The organism is Bradyrhizobium sp. NBAIM08, assembly GCF_020193935.1.
Taxonomy (GTDB): Bacteria; Pseudomonadota; Alphaproteobacteria; order Rhizobiales; family Xanthobacteraceae; genus Bradyrhizobium; species Bradyrhizobium yuanmingense.
In genome coordinates, this window is record NZ_JADYVR010000002.1 from 399,204 (window position 1) to 414,476 (window position 15,273).

20 protein-coding genes are annotated in these 15,273 nt (G+C 64.9%); 7 read left to right on the plus strand and 13 right to left on the minus strand.

Features of this window, described 5'->3' with window-relative positions:
- Window positions 1-139 precede the first annotated feature (139 nt).
- Window positions 140-2,062 carry an FAD-binding monooxygenase gene (locus tag I6F37_RS07995; protein WP_036000238.1) on the minus strand — a complete coding sequence of 641 codons (1,923 nt, stop codon included), beginning with the start codon at window positions 2,060-2,062 and terminating at the stop codon, window positions 140-142.
- A 101-nt stretch (window positions 2,063-2,163) separates the two neighbouring features.
- Between I6F37_RS07995 and I6F37_RS08000 the strand changes: the two genes are divergently transcribed.
- On the plus strand, window positions 2,164-2,628 hold the full coding sequence (locus I6F37_RS08000) for a MarR family winged helix-turn-helix transcriptional regulator (protein ID WP_036000241.1): 465 nt from the start codon (window positions 2,164-2,166) through the stop codon (window positions 2,626-2,628).
- Window positions 2,629-2,746: 118 nt separating this feature from the next.
- Window positions 2,747-3,178 carry a hypothetical protein gene (locus I6F37_RS08005; RefSeq protein ID WP_036000243.1) on the plus strand — a complete coding sequence of 144 codons (432 nt, stop codon included), beginning with the start codon at window positions 2,747-2,749 and terminating at the stop codon, window positions 3,176-3,178.
- Window positions 3,179-3,220: 42 nt separating this feature from the next.
- Here I6F37_RS08005 and I6F37_RS08010 read toward each other — a convergent pair whose 3' ends face one another.
- The gene (locus tag I6F37_RS08010; RefSeq protein ID WP_167361659.1) at window positions 3,221-3,817 is read right to left on the minus strand and encodes a L,D-transpeptidase; all 597 of its coding nucleotides are present in this window, start codon (window positions 3,815-3,817) and stop codon (window positions 3,221-3,223) included.
- Between the two features lie 343 nt (window positions 3,818-4,160).
- Between I6F37_RS08010 and I6F37_RS08015 the strand changes: the two genes are divergently transcribed.
- Window positions 4,161-5,234, plus strand: coding sequence for a hypothetical protein (locus I6F37_RS08015; RefSeq protein ID WP_036000249.1), 1,074 nt, complete (start codon window positions 4,161-4,163; stop codon window positions 5,232-5,234).
- Between the two features lie 489 nt (window positions 5,235-5,723).
- The gene (locus I6F37_RS08020) at window positions 5,724-5,954 is read left to right on the plus strand and encodes a hypothetical protein (RefSeq protein ID WP_036000251.1); all 231 of its coding nucleotides are present in this window, start codon (window positions 5,724-5,726) and stop codon (window positions 5,952-5,954) included.
- Window position 5,955: 1 nt separating this feature from the next.
- On the opposite strand, the gene I6F37_RS08025 is transcribed toward I6F37_RS08020, so the two are convergent.
- Window positions 5,956-6,738 carry an SDR family NAD(P)-dependent oxidoreductase gene (locus I6F37_RS08025; protein WP_036000254.1) on the minus strand — a complete coding sequence of 261 codons (783 nt, stop codon included), beginning with the start codon at window positions 6,736-6,738 and terminating at the stop codon, window positions 5,956-5,958.
- 127 nt (window positions 6,739-6,865) lie between these two features.
- On the opposite strand from I6F37_RS08025, the gene I6F37_RS08030 reads away from it, so the two are divergent.
- Window positions 6,866-7,258 (plus strand): hypothetical protein, encoded by a 393-nt coding sequence (locus I6F37_RS08030; RefSeq protein WP_036000295.1) that lies wholly within the window; start codon window positions 6,866-6,868, stop codon window positions 7,256-7,258.
- 107 nt (window positions 7,259-7,365) lie between these two features.
- Complete coding sequence (locus I6F37_RS08035) at window positions 7,366-7,614, plus strand: hypothetical protein (protein ID WP_025035957.1); 249 nt, start codon at window positions 7,366-7,368, stop codon at window positions 7,612-7,614.
- A gap of 18 nt (window positions 7,615-7,632) precedes the next feature.
- Here I6F37_RS08035 and I6F37_RS08040 read toward each other — a convergent pair whose 3' ends face one another.
- The 8 genes from I6F37_RS08040 to I6F37_RS08075 form a co-directional block, all read right to left on the minus strand.
- Window positions 7,633-7,818: a hypothetical protein gene (locus I6F37_RS08040; protein ID WP_036000257.1), complete on the minus strand. Its 186-nt coding sequence runs from the start codon at window positions 7,816-7,818 to the stop codon at window positions 7,633-7,635.
- A gap of 177 nt (window positions 7,819-7,995) precedes the next feature.
- On the minus strand, window positions 7,996-8,277 hold the full coding sequence (gene minE, locus I6F37_RS08045; protein ID WP_036000260.1) for a cell division topological specificity factor MinE: 282 nt from the start codon (window positions 8,275-8,277) through the stop codon (window positions 7,996-7,998).
- Window positions 8,274-9,089 (minus strand): septum site-determining protein MinD, encoded by an 816-nt coding sequence (minD, locus tag I6F37_RS08050; RefSeq protein WP_036000262.1) that lies wholly within the window; start codon window positions 9,087-9,089, stop codon window positions 8,274-8,276. Before minD ends, minE begins: the two co-directional genes overlap by 4 nt.
- A 21-nt stretch (window positions 9,090-9,110) precedes the next feature.
- Window positions 9,111-9,809, minus strand: coding sequence for a septum site-determining protein MinC (gene minC / locus I6F37_RS08055; RefSeq protein ID WP_036000264.1), 699 nt, complete (start codon window positions 9,807-9,809; stop codon window positions 9,111-9,113).
- Window positions 9,810-10,068: 259 nt separating this feature from the next.
- Window positions 10,069-11,160: a TRAP transporter substrate-binding protein gene (locus I6F37_RS08060; RefSeq protein WP_036000267.1), complete on the minus strand. Its 1,092-nt coding sequence runs from the start codon at window positions 11,158-11,160 to the stop codon at window positions 10,069-10,071.
- 185 nt (window positions 11,161-11,345) lie between these two features.
- Entirely contained in the window at window positions 11,346-11,846 is a 501-nt protein-coding gene (locus tag I6F37_RS08065; RefSeq protein WP_225150878.1) for an SMI1/KNR4 family protein, read from the minus strand.
- A gap of 94 nt (window positions 11,847-11,940) precedes the next feature.
- Complete coding sequence (locus I6F37_RS08070; RefSeq protein ID WP_036000273.1) at window positions 11,941-12,198, minus strand: hypothetical protein; 258 nt, start codon at window positions 12,196-12,198, stop codon at window positions 11,941-11,943.
- A gap of 66 nt (window positions 12,199-12,264) precedes the next feature.
- Window positions 12,265-13,284 (minus strand): DUF2778 domain-containing protein, encoded by a 1,020-nt coding sequence (locus I6F37_RS08075; protein ID WP_225150880.1) that lies wholly within the window; start codon window positions 13,282-13,284, stop codon window positions 12,265-12,267.
- A 137-nt stretch (window positions 13,285-13,421) separates the two neighbouring features.
- Between I6F37_RS08075 and I6F37_RS08080 the strand changes: the two genes are divergently transcribed.
- Window positions 13,422-13,862, plus strand: a complete 441-nt coding sequence (locus tag I6F37_RS08080; protein WP_036000275.1) for a DUF1810 domain-containing protein — start codon at window positions 13,422-13,424, stop codon at window positions 13,860-13,862.
- Between the two features lie 10 nt (window positions 13,863-13,872).
- Here I6F37_RS08080 and I6F37_RS08085 read toward each other — a convergent pair whose 3' ends face one another.
- Together I6F37_RS08085 and I6F37_RS08090 are read right to left on the minus strand one after the other, a co-directional pair.
- Window positions 13,873-14,649, minus strand: a complete 777-nt coding sequence (locus I6F37_RS08085) for a crotonase/enoyl-CoA hydratase family protein (RefSeq protein ID WP_225114106.1) — start codon at window positions 14,647-14,649, stop codon at window positions 13,873-13,875.
- A 35-nt stretch (window positions 14,650-14,684) separates the two neighbouring features.
- Window positions 14,685-15,167, minus strand: a complete 483-nt coding sequence (locus tag I6F37_RS08090; RefSeq protein ID WP_036022829.1) for a tautomerase enzyme — start codon at window positions 15,165-15,167, stop codon at window positions 14,685-14,687.
- Between the last annotated feature and the right edge of the window lie 106 nt (window positions 15,168-15,273).

Genomic DNA, 15,273 nt, shown 5'->3' on the forward strand with positions numbered 1-15,273 from the left:
AAGAACTTTCTTAAATTGTACGCGCACGGAACCCGATCGCGCGGGAGCGGAAAGCCCGGCAAGGCCGGGCTTTCGTTGCGGCTAGCCAGAGCTCGGCGGCGGAAACGCGGGCGGAACGGCCCGCGCGGCGCTTTCGGCGTCACCTCGCCGGCAGCATGAATGCGTCGAAGAACGAGGCCAGCCCGGCAAAATCGTTGAGCGGCAGCACGGTCGCGACATACTGGTCGGGCCGCACCACGACCATGCAGCCGGCTGTCCGATCGATGCCGCGCATCGTGAAGACGTCGTGGCCGCTCTTGAGATCCGGGCAGAACATCTTCTCGTAGTCGTACAAGCCGTAACGGCCTTTGCTCGGGAGCAACATCGGCGGCATCGCCTCGATGGCGAGCTCGCGATGGTCCTGCTGAAACACCGCGCGCAGATCGATCACGCTGTCGATGTCAGCTCCAACAGGCGTATATCGACGGATAGGTGACTTCCGGGATTCCGCGAGGAAATTGCACAAGGCACGAATGGCCGAGCCCGACGCTGCCGGGTTCTCATCGGGCGAGAACGCGTAGATGCGGAAGCGGCCATCGGCCCGTGCGGCATGGCCGAGATGCACCGGCTTGGCGTCCGCCAGCCGGATCACCGGCGCGGAATGGAAGCGCGTGCCGATAATGAGGCCCTGCGCGAGGTGCTGATGCGTGGCCGCGCCGGTGAGCATCGACGGCCTGTAATGCGTTGCCGTGCCCGCGGTAAAACGTCCGTGCCGGACGAAATAGTCCTGCGTTTTGGCGGCATCGGCGCCGCCGGCCTTGGCGGCGGAGGCGAGGATATCAGCCCATTCGCGATCGAAATCGATCAGCTCCTTCGCGACTGCCCGGCGCTCGGCCGAGTAGGAATGCAACAGGCTTGGCGCGCACTGCCTCCGCAGCACGGCGGCGAGCTTCCAGCCGAGATTGAAGGCATCCTGCATCGACACGTTCATGCCCTGCCCGGCCTTCGGACTGTGGGTGTGGCAGGCATCGCCGGCGATGAAGATGCGCGGCTGGCGCGTCTCGACCTCGCCCTCCGGCACGTCGTCGAACTTGTCGGTGAGGCGCTGGCCGATCTCGTAGACCGACCACCAGGCGATTTCCTTCACCTCGAGCCGATGCGGCTTCAGGACCCGCTGCGCTTTCGCAATCACGTCGTCGGCGGTGATGTTGCGATTGGCAACGCGTTCGCCGACATCGAGCTTGGCGAGCTCGACATAGATGCGGACCATGTAGCCGCCTTCGCGCGGAATGATCAGCAGGCTGCCGTCCTTGGCCGACTGGATCAGCGACTTGAAGCGGATGTCCGGAAAATCGGTCACGGCCAGCACGTCCATCACGCCCCAGGCGTGGTTGGCGGAATCACCGTGCAGCTCGCGCCCGATCGACTTGCGCACCGTGCTGCGGGCGCCGTCGCAGCCGACGACGTAGCGGGCCTTGATCGCCTCGACCTTGCCCTCGTTCGCGGCATCGACGCGTTCGAGGCGCACGGTCACGGCATGATCGTCGGCACCGGCGGCCGGATCGACATTCACATCAAGCACGCGCCGGCTGTAATACGGCGCGAGCTTCGCCGGCGACTTGCGCATGACGTCGAGAAAGCAATCATGGACGCGCGCCTGGTTCAGGATGAGGTGCGGGAATTCCGACAGCCCGTCCTCGACGTCCTGCACCCGGCCGCTGCGGACGATCTTCTCCGGCGCCCCTTCATCCGGCTTCCAGAACGTGGTCTCGTTGACCCAACAGGCCTCCTTCAGCACACGCTCGCTGAAGCCATAGGCGTGGAACATCTCCATGGTGCGGCAGGCGATGCCGTCGGCCTGGCCGACGAGGAGGCGGTCCGGCTTCTGCTCGACGATGCACGTCCTGATGTCGGCGAATTGCGCGAGCTGGGCGGCGAGCGTCAGGCCGGCCGGCCCGCAGCCGACGATGAGGACATCGACCTCGCCAGGCACGGCGCCCGCCGCTCCCGATGCCTGAACGCGCGCGGCAGGATCGGCGATTTCAGGGTCGCCCGGCTGAAATCCATTGAGATGGAACTGCATGAGCACCTCTCCCGCCAAATTCTGTTTGGTTATTGATCAGTATGCTGACTATCAGTATACTTGTCAATGAACCGCACCGCTCTGCCCCGGAGGAGATTTCGGTGAAAGACAACAACGACATGCCCGGACATCTGGCACGCCGCTTCCAGCAGATCTCGGTCGCGGTGTTCCTGGCCGAGGTCGAGGACGCCGGCTTCGATCTCACTCCGGTGCAATACGCCGCGCTTGCAACCATCAAGGCCAATCCGGGGCTCGATCAGGTGACGCTCGCCGGATTGATCGCCTACGATCGCACCACCATCACCGGCGTGATCGATCGCCTCGTCCAGAAGGGCCTCGCGGAGCGGCGCCCCTCCAGCCGCGACCGCCGCGCGCGTGAGCTCGAGATCACCGACGAGGGCCGCCGCACGCTGCGCAAGATCACCCCGGCCGTCGAATCCGCGCAGCGCATCATGCTGCGCGGCCTCAGCGCGAAAGAGGGTGAGGAGCTGATGCGGCTGCTGCGCAAGGCCATCGCCGCCGGCAACGAGCTCAGCCGCGCGCCGCTGCGCGATGCGCAGCTCTGATCGCGGACCATGTCCGTAATTGTCGCAGCGCACGAAACCAGGAACTAACCTTCGGCTGCTAACGTCGGCCGCATTGGGGCGCTTAACGCGCGATTAACTTTGCGGGGCGGAGTTTCGGATGTTCAGGTTCCTCGTTGTGGCCGCGGCCGTCGCGCTCTCGACCGTTCAGGCGGTCGCAGGGGGCCATGGCGGCGGCGATCCTCCTCCGCCGAAGGTCGAGGCGCCAACGGCTCCCGCGAAGGTCATCCTGACCAAGCAGGGGCCCAAGCTCGTCGATCTCAACGGCATGACGCTCTACTATTATGAGCGCGACACCACGGGAAAGACGTCGAACTGCAACGGCAAGTGCATCGAGAGCTGGGTGCCGCTCGCCGCAACGGCCGACGCCAGGGCCGTCGGCGACTTCACCGTGATCAACCGCAACGACGGCAGCAAGATGTGGGCCTACCGTTATCGCCCGCTCTACACCTCGCCCGCCGACAAGGCGCCGGGCGACGCCAACGGCAACGCCACGACGCTGCAATGGCGGGTCGCCCGGCCTGAGAACTAGAGCGTGACAACGCACCTAAACTCGAACTGACCGGCGCAGACCTCAGCCGCGCCAGCGCCCGCCCGCCGCGGCCTGCGCGCTCTGCCCCGGCGGCAGCACCACGACCATCGAATTGAGCTTCACCCGGTCGTAGAGATCGATGACGTCCTCGTTGCGCATCCGGATGCAGCCGGACGAGATCGCCTGCCCGATATATTCGGGCTGGTTGGTGCCGTGGATGCGATAGAGCGTGTCCTTGTTGCCGACATAGAGATAGATGCCCCGCGCGCCCAGCGGATTGGCGGGACCGCCGGGAACGCGCGCGGGATAGGGACCGAGTCGCGCCTGGATATCCGCGGTCGGGACCCAGTCCGGCCATTCCGCCAAGCGACCGACCCGCGCGACGCCGGAGAACGCCATGGCTTCCTCGCCGACGGCAACGCCGTAGCGGATCGCCTTGCCCTCGGGCAGCACGTAATAGAGGTAGCGCGCGTCGGTATCGACCAGGATCGTGCCCGGCTGCTCCTTGCGGTGGTAATCGACGATGTGACGCAGATATTGCTGGGGCACGTTCGCCTTGGCGTAAGGCGCGTGCGCGAGCAACTGACGGTCGCGCGGCGTCATGCTCGCATCCGTCGATGGCGAAAGTGTCGTCTGCATGCAGCCGCCCAGCGGCAGCAGGGCTGCGACGAACAAAACGAGTAGAGATCTTGGCACCGCCGGCCCCCCGATAGCGGAATAACGACGCCCCCGCCGTCACCAGATATTGCCAAAATCGTGCTGAAAACAAGGCGGTGCAGGAACACATGCGCGTGTTCGGCAAATTGGGTTCCATCACCACAAAGGGCGGAAGAGTGTCGCATCATCTCCATCCCTTCGCCTTGCTTTGGTCAAACCCGGCTGGACTCGTGCGACATGGGGACTGGGTATGGCCTCACCTCGGATCAGCCCCGCGCCAATGCGGATGCCTTAACCTCGAACACTGGGCTTCAAAGGAGCTGCGATGCTCGCGACGCTGAACGCCAAGCAAATCGTCGATGAGATCGTGAAAGACACGGTCAAGGACAACGATCCTCACGACGCGGTCCAGATCTCGCCCGAGATCGTGCGGGCCTCGCGCCCCGCCAGCGTGTCGCCTGCGCTGGCGCCAGAGATCGCGCCGCGTCCGGAGCCCAGGTTTGCCCCGGAACCCAAGTTTGCCCCGCAGCCCACGGTCACGCCGAAGTTCACTCTGGAGCCGGCGCGCGCGCCCGAGCCAAGCATCAACGTCGTCTACGGAAAATCCACTGCGGCACCGTCGATCGACACCGCTGTCAGCGTCACGTCCAGCGATGGTCCCGTGATGAAGAAGCGGTCCTCGGTCGGCAAGTGGCTGCGCGGGGCGTTCGTCACGTTCCTGCTTGCCGGCGCCAGCGTGGCCGCCAGCATCGCCTGGGAGAAGCACGGCGACACAGCAAAGCAGTTACTGGCCGAATGGACGCCGGTGCTGACCTCGCTGCTCCCGACGACCTCGTTGTTGTCTGCGACACCGCAGCAAAGCGCGCCGGTCGCCGCCGCCCAGGCTGCGCCGCCCGCAGCGGAAGCCACGCCCAACCAAACCGCAGATCAAGCTGCGACGCCGCCCGCGGCTCAGCTAGCTGCGACTGCGCCCGCGGCACCACAGTCGGTCGACGCGGCGCAATCGGTGCAATCGATGACACGCGATCTCGCCGCCATGGCGCAGCAGATCGAGCAGCTCAAGGCCAACATCGCCGAGTTGAAAGCCGGACAGGAGCAGATGGCGCGTGAGATGGCGAGGCCTCCCGCACCGAAGCCGGTCACCGAGGCGAGGCCGCCGGTCGATCCGCGCGCGCGCGCAGCCGCGCTCCCGCCGCAGCCTGCGGCGGCGCCGGTTCGCAAGCCCAAGCCGCCTGTAACGCGGACCTACATGCCGGCCTCTTCGCCCGCGCCGCTCGCGCCTTCGCCGCCGCTATCGCAGGCCGCCGCCGCCACGCCGCCGGCTGCGCCGACCACGACGACGCAAGCCGTTGCTGATGACGACGGACCTATCGTGCGTCCGCCGATGCCGCTGCGCTAGAGCATGATCCGAACCCGAAGGGCCGCGTAAGCGCAAAGTGCGCAGCGGTTTTCCGAAAAGATCATGCTCAAACAACAACAACCTGAAGCGCGATTACGATTTATCCTGATCGCATCGCGCTTTAGAGCAACGACGCAGCCTTGCTGTCACGCGCTCACGCACGCTGTCCGAGTCGATGTGAAGCGTTAACTCCGGGCGATTACGGTGAGCGACGTTTCGCTCAAGAGAAAAGGCCGTCGGGATCTATGCCGGCGGCCTTCTCTTGCAGCTGCCGGTTCCCGGAGCCCGGTTCTGCTGCAATTCCATGCCTAATGATCGCGCGGGTATATTTAATAAACTCTTAACGAGCCCGCACGTTGCACATCATTTCTGCGCCATAAGCCCAGAGATTGCGCGCTCTGTTCATTCGATAGATGTCGACTCAGTGGTACCATCCGACATGTGTTGAGACTTGCACTGAAGCTCAGATCGTCACACCGGGGAATTCGGATGCCCTACTATTATTTCGATCTCGTGGTTGGTGAAGAGTTCAAGAACCAGGGTGGAATCATCCTCGAGGACATCGAGGTTGCCTCCGATCGCGCCGATCAATTGGCCTGCGAGCTGTCGCAGGTGAAGCCGGAGCTGCAGCAGAAGGGTTGCGCGGTGCGCGTCACCGATCGCGATCACAACGAGGTCTATCGCACGCCGCTCGATCCGGTGCCGGCCTGGCAGCGCTAGGCTAATCCAGCACCGGCGCCTCGAACCAGTTCGTCAGCGACAATCCGCCGTCGACGACGAAGGCTGCGCCGGTGACGTAAGCGGACAGCTTGTTCGACAGCACCGTGAGCGCCATCGGTGCGAGATCCCCGGCCTCACCGAGGCGTCCGAGCGGAATGTGCCGCGCCAGCGCGGGATCGGCGACGAACCCGCCGGCTGCGATCGCGCCGGGGACCAGCGCGTTGACGCGGATGTCGTAGCGTCCGAGCGTCTTGGCCAGCTCCTTCACCAGCATCGCCATGGCGGCCTTTGCCGTCGAGTAATGCGCCAGGTTGCGCGGCGTGCCCGCATGTAGCGAGGTCAGAAACAGGAACGAGCCCGGCCGCTTCGCCGCGATCAGCCGCTTGGCGAGCCCGCGCGCCAGGTGAAAGCCGGCATCGAGATTGACGGCATGCATCTCCTGCCAGGTGTTGCGATCGACTGCGAGCAAGTGATCCGCCTCGCGCCGCGGCGGCGAGGCGCTGTGGACCAAATGCGTGACCTCGCCCAGCGCGGAATGCGCTGATGTCAGCAGCTCATCGCAGGCCTCGAGGCTGGCAAGATTGCCGACCCAGGGCACGGCGAGACCTGGCCTCTCGCTCGCGCCGATCGCGGCACGCACCCGCTCCGCGCTGACATCCGCGAACACGGTGCGGACGCCCTCGCCGACCAGGCCGAGCGCGATCGCGCGGCCGATGCCGTTGCCTGCGCCGGTGACGAGCGCGGTGTCGCGTGTGGGATCGAACGGCGTGCTGAACAGGCTCATATCGCGCTCCGATGCTGGGGAGCGCAGGTTAGCCTACTGGGCCGATCGGCGACAATTGTGTCCCGATCCCATTGCCGAGCGGCGCGCCGGACGCTAGCCTCTCGATAAAATGGAGGAGGTCCCAGGGATGCGCACCGGTTTTCTGATGACGGGCCTGTTGCTGTTGGCCGCGCCGGCCCTCGCGGGCGATGCGCCGCCGCGATCGACCTATGTGACGATGGTCTTGCAGGCCTTCGCCGCCAAGGTCGAGTGCCCCAACACCGATCTCGCCTATCAGGACCTCGTGCAGAGGGCGCAGCAGATGCACCTGCCCGATGGCACCACCGAGAAGGTGCGCAAGGCGATCGCCTGGCTGCATACCGGCGGCAAGATGGGCGAGAAGCAGGACGATGACCTGATGGCGGAGGTCGCGATCGCGACCCAGGCGACCGACATGGACCAGCGCCGCCTCGGCATGTCCGGCTGGTGCGAAGCCCAGAAGACCAATCTCGCCGGCCTGATCCGCAGCAAGGGTGGCTAGCGCGCCGCCCCGTTAAGCACGCCGCGACGGAACCTCTGCCGCGGCCCAAAATCGTCATAATTTTTCACAGCATGCGGCCTCTTTCCGAATTCGAACAGGAGGTCCTCATGCGGAGTATCCATTTCGTTTTCGCCGGCGCGATTGCAGCCGCCGCGGTGCTGACTGCGCCCGCACTGGCGAGAAACTCCGACGCCCAGAAGGGCGGGGAAAAGTCCACCTCGCCGTCCTGCAGTGCCTATCAGCAGGCGCCGGACGGCTCGTGGGAACCCCTGCCCTGCAAGGAATCGGGCGAGCGCGCGCAGCCGCAGACACAGAACCGCAATTCGTCCCAAGGCGCCGATCGCGGCGAGCGTTGAAACTCGCGCGTTCGAGTGTCAGCTCTGATGCGGGCCGCGCATGATCTTCATGGCGTCCACGATGTGACGCCATTCCCTGGCCTCATCGGCCTCGCCGCGGCCCTCGCAGGCCTGGGCCTGCTCAGCGGCCTTCGCGATCGCAGCAAAGCCGTGCTGTTCGAGCATCTGCCGGGCAAGTGTATGGACCTGGACCTCGGACATCATGGGCGCTCTCCCGTCTGACCAGCCGCGGTGCAACGCTGCCGCGGGTGGTTCACAACGGGCGAGGCGCGGGGCGCGTTCCGTCCAATCGATGTGAACGGCAAGACAAAGGCGGCCCGCCATGCCCGGCGGACCGCCTTCGCACCCACCCCAAAATCGGGAGTCTGCGGGCCGCGTCCCCTACGCGACCGCCACCTTCTTGCCCTCGAAATCGTTGGGCACCTCGATGTCGACCTCGAGGGTCGAGACCTCGTCGCCGCGTTCGAGCCGGACGATGACCTTGGTCGGGTCCAGCATCACATGTTTGGACACGACAGCGAGAATTTCCTCGCGCAGCACACCGAGCAGATCGGGCTGGCCGCGCATTCCACGTTCATGGGCAAGCAGGATCTGCAGCCGTTCGCGCGCGACGGGTGCTGTGGCCTTCTTGCCGCGGAGGAGTCGAAGCAGACCCATGCTCATGCAGCCCTCCGTCGCAGCAGCCGGTCCATAAATCCTCTGCGCTCGGCAGGAACGTGCATTGTCACGTTCTCGCCGCAGAGGCGCTTAGCGGCGTCCATATAGGCTCGTGCCGGCGCTCCATCGGCATTCGACAGAGTCACAGGCGTGCCGACGTTGGAGGCCTTCAACACGTCCTGGCTCTCGGGGATGATGCCGAGCAAGGGCGTGGCAAGGATCTCCAGGATGTCGTCGATGGTCAACATCTCGCCGCGCGCGGCGCGTGAGGGATCGTAGCGAGTGATGAGAATATGCTTCTCGACGCGCTCGCCCTTCTCGGCCCGCACCGTCTTGGAATCGAGCATGCCGATGATGCGGTCGGAATCGCGCACCGAGGAGACTTCCGGATTGGTGACGATCACGGCCTCGTCAGCAAAGCGCATCGCCATGGAAGCGCCGCGCTCGATGCCGGCCGGGCTGTCGCAGATCACCCAGTCGAACCGGCTGCGCAACTCGGTAATGACCTTGCCGACGCCCTCCTCCGTCAGCGCGTCCTTGTCGCGGGTTTGGGACGCCGGCAGCAGCCACAAATTCTCCAGCCGCTTGTCCTTGATCAGCGCCTGCGGGAGTTTGGCGACGCCCTGCACCACGTTGATGAGATCGAACACGACGCGGCGTTCGGCGCCCATCACGAGGTCGAGGTTGCGCAGGCCGACGTCGAAATCGACGACGACCACCTTGTCGCCGCGCTGCGCCAAGGCAGCTCCCAGCGCGGCGGTGGTCGTGGTCTTACCGACCCCGCCCTTGCCTGATGTCACGACCAGTACCTTACTCATCTGAAATGTCTCCTTTGCTGGTCAGTTCAGTGCTGTAATTCGCATGGTATTCCCCTGCAGCCAGGCCTGCGCCGGCTTGCCGCGCAGGGCCTCGTCGATGTCCTCGGCGGTCTGATAAAATCCGTCGATTGCAAGCAGTTCGGCTTCGATCTTCTGGCAATAGATGCGCGCGCTGGTGTGTCCATTGACGCCCGCCATGGCGCGGCCGCGCAGCGCGCCGTAGACATGGATGGAGCCGCCGGCGACGACCTCGGCGCCCGAGCCGACCGAGCCGAGAATGGTGACGTCGCCTTCCGGGAAGATCACGGTCTGGCCTGAGCGCACGGGGTTTTCAAGCAGCAGCGACGTCGGCTTGGTCTCGACCTTCACCTCGGCCTTCTTCGGCGCGCTCGGCTCGACCACGCAGCTGCGTCCGCCCGACAGCAGCGGCGGCATCATCGGCGTCAGCCTTCCCTCCTCCACGCCCTCGATGCCGAGCACGCGGATGTTGCGGTCCTGCAGGCTGGTGAGCAGATGGCCGATGCCGGCCTGGCTGAGATCGACCGAGGACAGGTCGATCACCACCGGCCGGCCGGCGAAAAAGCCGGGCGAGCGCGCAATCGTGGCGTCGATCTCGTGCAGCCAGTCCTGCACGGGAACCGTCGGCGTGAACACGAAAGCCACATAGGAGCGCCCGCGCAGGCGCACCATCTGACGTTGGACCTTTGCTGCAGCCTCCATGGCGGCCGACTCGTTCCCTGTTATTGAATGGTTAACGATGCGGCCGATATGGTTAATGGCTGGTTAATGTCTCCGTGGGGTTACGTGAGTGGATGCGCGGTCCCGTAGCCTGGATGGAGCCAACGGTCGGCGCGAAAGCGCCGCCCGTTTGTGCAATCCGGGTCTCGCGCATCACCCGGCACTCTCCCGGATTGCGCTGCGCTCCATCCGGGCTACGAAGCTGGGCGCGGCGTAAACACCGCGCCCTCGCCTCTTCCGCTCAGGTCTTGCTGCGCGTCTTGCTGAGCAGATAGTTGTCGTAGAAATTCTCCGCGATCTGCGTATAGAACAGCACCTCCTTCATATACGCGTCGTGGCTCTCCTTGGTCCGCTTGAACAGGTCGCTCTTGGCGGCGAGCTCGTTCAGATGGTCCTGGGTCGCGTTGTAGCAGGCCTCCAGCACCGGTTGCGGGAACGCCTTCAGCTCGGTGCCGTTCGCAATCAGCCGCTTTAGCGCACCGGGGTTCACGCTGTCGTATTTCTCGAGCATCCACGCACCGGCCGCCGCGCCCGCCTGGTTGACGATCGCCTGATATTGCTTAGGCAGCGAATTCCATTTCTCGTCGTTGACGATCATGTGCAACATGGCACCGCCTTCCCACCAGCCGGGGAAGTAGTAGTATTTGGCGACCTTGTAGAAGCCGAGCTTCTCGTCGTCATAAGGACCGACGAATTCGACCGCGTCGATCGTGCCCTTCTCCAGCGCCGGATAGATATCGCCTCCCGCGATCTGCTGCGGGACGACCCCGAGCTTTGCCAGCACATGGCCACCCATGCCGGCGATGCGGAATTTCAGGCCCTTGAGGTCGTCGACGGACTTGATCTCCTTGCGGAACCAGCCGCCCATCTGGGTGCCGGAATTGCCGCAGAGGATGGCGTGCGCCTTGAAGGGTTTGAGCGCTTCGTTGGTGAGGTCGGCGCCGCCCCCGAAGTGCCACCATGATTCCTGATGCCGATGGTTCATGCCGAAGGGCGCGCCGGTGGCATAGGCCAGCGCCGGCTCCTTGCCGATGTAAAAATAGAGCGGCGTCTGCGCCATCTCCACTGATGCGGTGCTGACCGCATCGAGCGCCTGCAGGCCGGGCACGAGCTCGCCCGCCGAGAAGGTCTGGATCTGGAATTTGTTGTCGGTGGCCTCGGCGACATATTTCGCGAAGGTCTGCGCCGTGCCGTAGATGGTGTCGAGTGATCTCGGGAAGCTCGACGTCAGGCGCCATTTGATCTCGGGCATGCTCTGCGCGATCGCAGGGGCCGCAACCAGCGTGGTCGCGCCGGCGACCGCACCACCTTGGAGGAATGTACGGCGTTTCATGATGGGTCTCCCTTGAACTCAGCGTCGAATGGATGGCCTGGGCCACGGTTTCTTGGCGAACCGTTTGCCCGTTCCGGGAGCGGAGTTCAAGCGACGGAAAAGAAAGGTCGGGCTTGCACCGGATACCGTGGACCAGCTGGACCCAGCATGTCGCGGCGGACCCGCCCGCTCGGCCCGGCCTCGCCTCAGGCGGCCGCTGCTTCCTCGTACAGGCCGGCGATGAAATCGCTGAACGTCGGTGCTAGCGGCAGGACATAGCCCCATTGATGGGACATCGCCTGCGCCAGTGTCCAGGGCTTTTCGTATTCGGCCATCTCGTGGTCCATGAACCAGATCTCGCCGAAATGGGCCTTGTCGATCGTCATGCAGATCGGATTGCCGCCGTGGTCACTCATGATCCACAACAGCTCATCGACGGTCGGCCATTGCGGCGTCTGGCGCGTCTGCACCAGCGAGCACTCGTCGGACCGCAATCCCAGGACCTCCTGCACCGAACCCGCCCAGTCCCCATGCGGCCAGTTGAAGTCGGCGCCCCCCTGATGATAGCCGCCGGCGCAGGCCAGCAGGAAGCGGCGATAGTCGTCCGGCAAGCGACAGCCGATGGACGTCTCGAAGGCGGTGAGCGCGGCTTCGGTTGGTTGCTCCGCGCCAACGTCGATGCCTGCAATGAATTCTGCCAATTTCATATTCCCTCTCCCTGGCGCGGACGCGCAAGCCTTCGTCGCACCCGCCTTGCAGTGGGTTCGAGGGCGACGGATCAGGCCAGAGGGAGAGATTCTCTCAGAGCAGCTTGGCGCTGACGAACAGCGCGCGCACGGCGTTGGTTGCCTGCACCGCCAGCATGGCGTTACCGGCGGCGCCTTCCAGGGCCGCGACGGCGTCCTCGTGCAGCGAGCGAAATTCCATCCACTCGACCGATTTGAAGTTGGTCAGGAATTGATAGGCCTGACCGACGGTCGCGATCGCCAGCGTGTCGCCGTTCAGCTTGATCTTGAACGTCGTGCGCAGCGGGGTCTCGGAATTGGATGGATCGCTCATGGGCTGCTTCTGGACGAGGACGGCTTAACGAAGGGGAAACGGCAGCCCCGCCGTCGCAGGCGAATATCAGGAATCGGTGCTCGCGCGCTGCGAGGCGGTCGCCGCGCCGCGCAGACTCGGCACCACGACCAGGCGGTTGAACTCGCCATTGTCGTAGGCCTTGATGAACCGATCATAGTCCTTGATCGAGACGCAGCCGTTGGAATCGCCGCGCGGCCCGAGCAGGTAATTGTGCGTGAGCAGCCCGACGCGGCCGAGCGCGCTGGTGCCTTCGACCGGGGTCATGCGCAGCGCACGGACGCCGTGGAACGGCTTTTCGCGCGGCTTCAGATCGTAGATCGCCGGCGGCGTCGCGCCGACCATCCGCCGGTCGACATGGTCAGGATTGTCCATCAAGGCGCCCAGGCCGGAATGGGCTTCCAGCGCCACGCCGCTCGGCAGATAGACCGCCTTGGCCGAGATGTCATAGACCGCGGTGCGCGAATCGTAGCCGAGCGCGGCGAGGTCCGGCCCCCTGCCGAGCAGGCCGTCGCCGGGCGTCAGCGAGGCCAGCTTGATCTTGTCGGTGAATTTTTCGAAGAAATTGCGGTTGTCGACCCTGAGATTGGTGTCCGCATAGGCCTGGCTGGAGGCGATCTGAGCGGAGAAGTCCGCCTGGACTGGACGCGCGCGCGGCATGGGGACGGCGTCGGCGCGCTGCGAGCGCCTCGCCTCCTCGGTCATGTACCGGTCGTCCTCGGTCAGGATCGAGCGCCAGTCGTCGCCCTGGAGCTTCTGGGCCAGCATCGCCTTGGCATCCCGCAGCTTGAGCTGGGCCGCATTCACCGCGGAGCGCTCCAGCACCCGCAGACCAAGCTCGCGCGGCGACGGGCCGGCTGAGGCCGAGGCGAAACGGTCCTCGAATGAGGGGGCATTGGCCGGCGGCAACGCCGCGGAGACCAGCGGGGTCGAATCGCTGATATCGGCGACCCACGCGGCGGCGCCGAGCGCCAGCGCCATCGCGGCCACAGACAGTAGAATCGTTTCAGCCCGCCCGACACGGCGGCGCGACAACAGCCTCTCGGCGTGTGCTGCGTCGGAAACCATTAGATCCCCAAATCGACCCCCGGGGGCTTACCCACCCCCACCCGGAGAGACTCTATACCAGCTACCACATTGGGAGCCAAAAGTTAGGCATAATCGGGGCCGCCAAGGCCCTCCAAAGGTATCCCCTAAGGTATCCAATGACCGATCCGTTCGATCTCGATCGCTTTGTCCAGGCCCAAGACCCGGTCTATGGCGACATCTTGGGCGAGCTGACTAGGGGCCGGAAGCAGACTCACTGGATGTGGTTCATCTTCCCCCAGGTCGCAGGTCTCGGCGCCAGCGCCATGTCGCAGCGATATGCCATCGGCTCCCGCGCGGAGGCCGAGGCCTATCTCGTCCACCCTATCCTGGGCGGCCGGCTGATCGAATGCACCAGGCTGGTGCTCGCGGTCGAGGGCCGGACCATCAACGCGATCCTCGGCGCGCCGGATGACGCCAAATTCCGCTCGTCGATGACGCTGTTCGGCGCGGTCTCCGACGAGCCCGTCTTCGATCAGGCGCTCGCCCGATATTTCGCAGGCGAACGCGATGGCGCCACGCTGGATATCCTCGAAAGGCTGGATCAGGCTCGGCATTAGCAGGCGCCGATCAACGTCCTTGGAAGACGGCCGCGCGACGCTCGATGAAGGATTGGATGCCCTCCTTGGCGTCGGCACTGCCGAGCACACGATCGCGAATTTTCGGGATGTAGGCAATCGCAGCCGCTTCGCCAGCTTCGACATAGTTCGCCGCCGCTTCCTTGGTCACCTGGATGCCGAGTGGCGCATTGCGCGCGATCATGGCGGCGAGCGTCATCGCCCGCCCGATCTGCTCGCCTGCAGGCACGACCTCCTGGACGAGACCGATCGCATGCGCGCGCTGCGCCGAAAACTCGTCGCAGAGGAACAGATGATACATCGCATCGCCCCAACCGGCCCGCGACAGGAAGCGGAAATGCGCGCCGCCCAGCGGTGCGATGCCGCGCCTCGCCTCCATCTGGCAGAAGCGTGAATCATCGGCCGCAACCACGATGTCACCGGCGAGCATCAGCTCGATGCCGATGGTGTAGACGATACCCTGCACGGCCGTCACGATGGGCTTGCGGCAGCGCTTATTGAGCCCGAACGGGTCGACATTACCGTCCTTGATGTTGCGCTTCTCCGCGGTGGGACCAAAGAATTTGGGCATATCGAGACCTGCAGTGAAATCCCCGCCCTCGGCGCAGACCACGCCGACGCGATAGGCCTCGTTGTGGTGCAATTCGGTGAGTGCATCGGACAATTGCTCCATCATCGCAGGCGTGAACGCGTTCTTCTTCACGGCGTTGGCGATGATGATCTTGAGGACGTGGCCGTGCACCTCGGTGCCGATCTGACCTTCGCTCATGTGCTCGTCTCCCGATTGTTGGTGTTGGCAGCAAGTCAGGCCGGCTGCTGAAGCGCCGCGCGGATCGCCTCGATCCGGGCCGGCGTGAACACGCCGGAATCCAGCAGCTGAAGGATCGAGAGCACCCCGCCGCGCGATCCCCAGCTTCCCTCATCGATGATCTCGAAATTGACCCACCAGGTCGGCGACGGCGCCGGCATGCCGCAGGCCTCCGCAAGCCGCGCCAGCACGTTGCGGATCACCTCGGCGCGCACCTCCGCCGGCCAGGCCGCGTTCATGACGGCGATGTTGACGGTGATGATGTCGCGCGGCTTGTCCTGGTCGCACAGCAACCGGCCGCCGATCGCCATGCTGTCGGACGGAAGGTCGTGGAAATGCACCTGAAACCCCATTCGGGCCGCCGGCGCCCTCTGGCCGACCTCGGGCTCGAGCACGGCGTCGGTCAGGCTTTCCGCAAGCTGCCGGCGCTGCGGCAGGCCGAGCCGTCCGGCCGGTGCGGTGACGGTAATGATGGTCAAATCGGCACCTCTCCACGAATATGACACTCGTCATATCTCAGCACGGCTTGCCTATGTCAAGTGTCATAGTCTAGATGGAGATTGCCAATTGCAGGATTCCCGATGA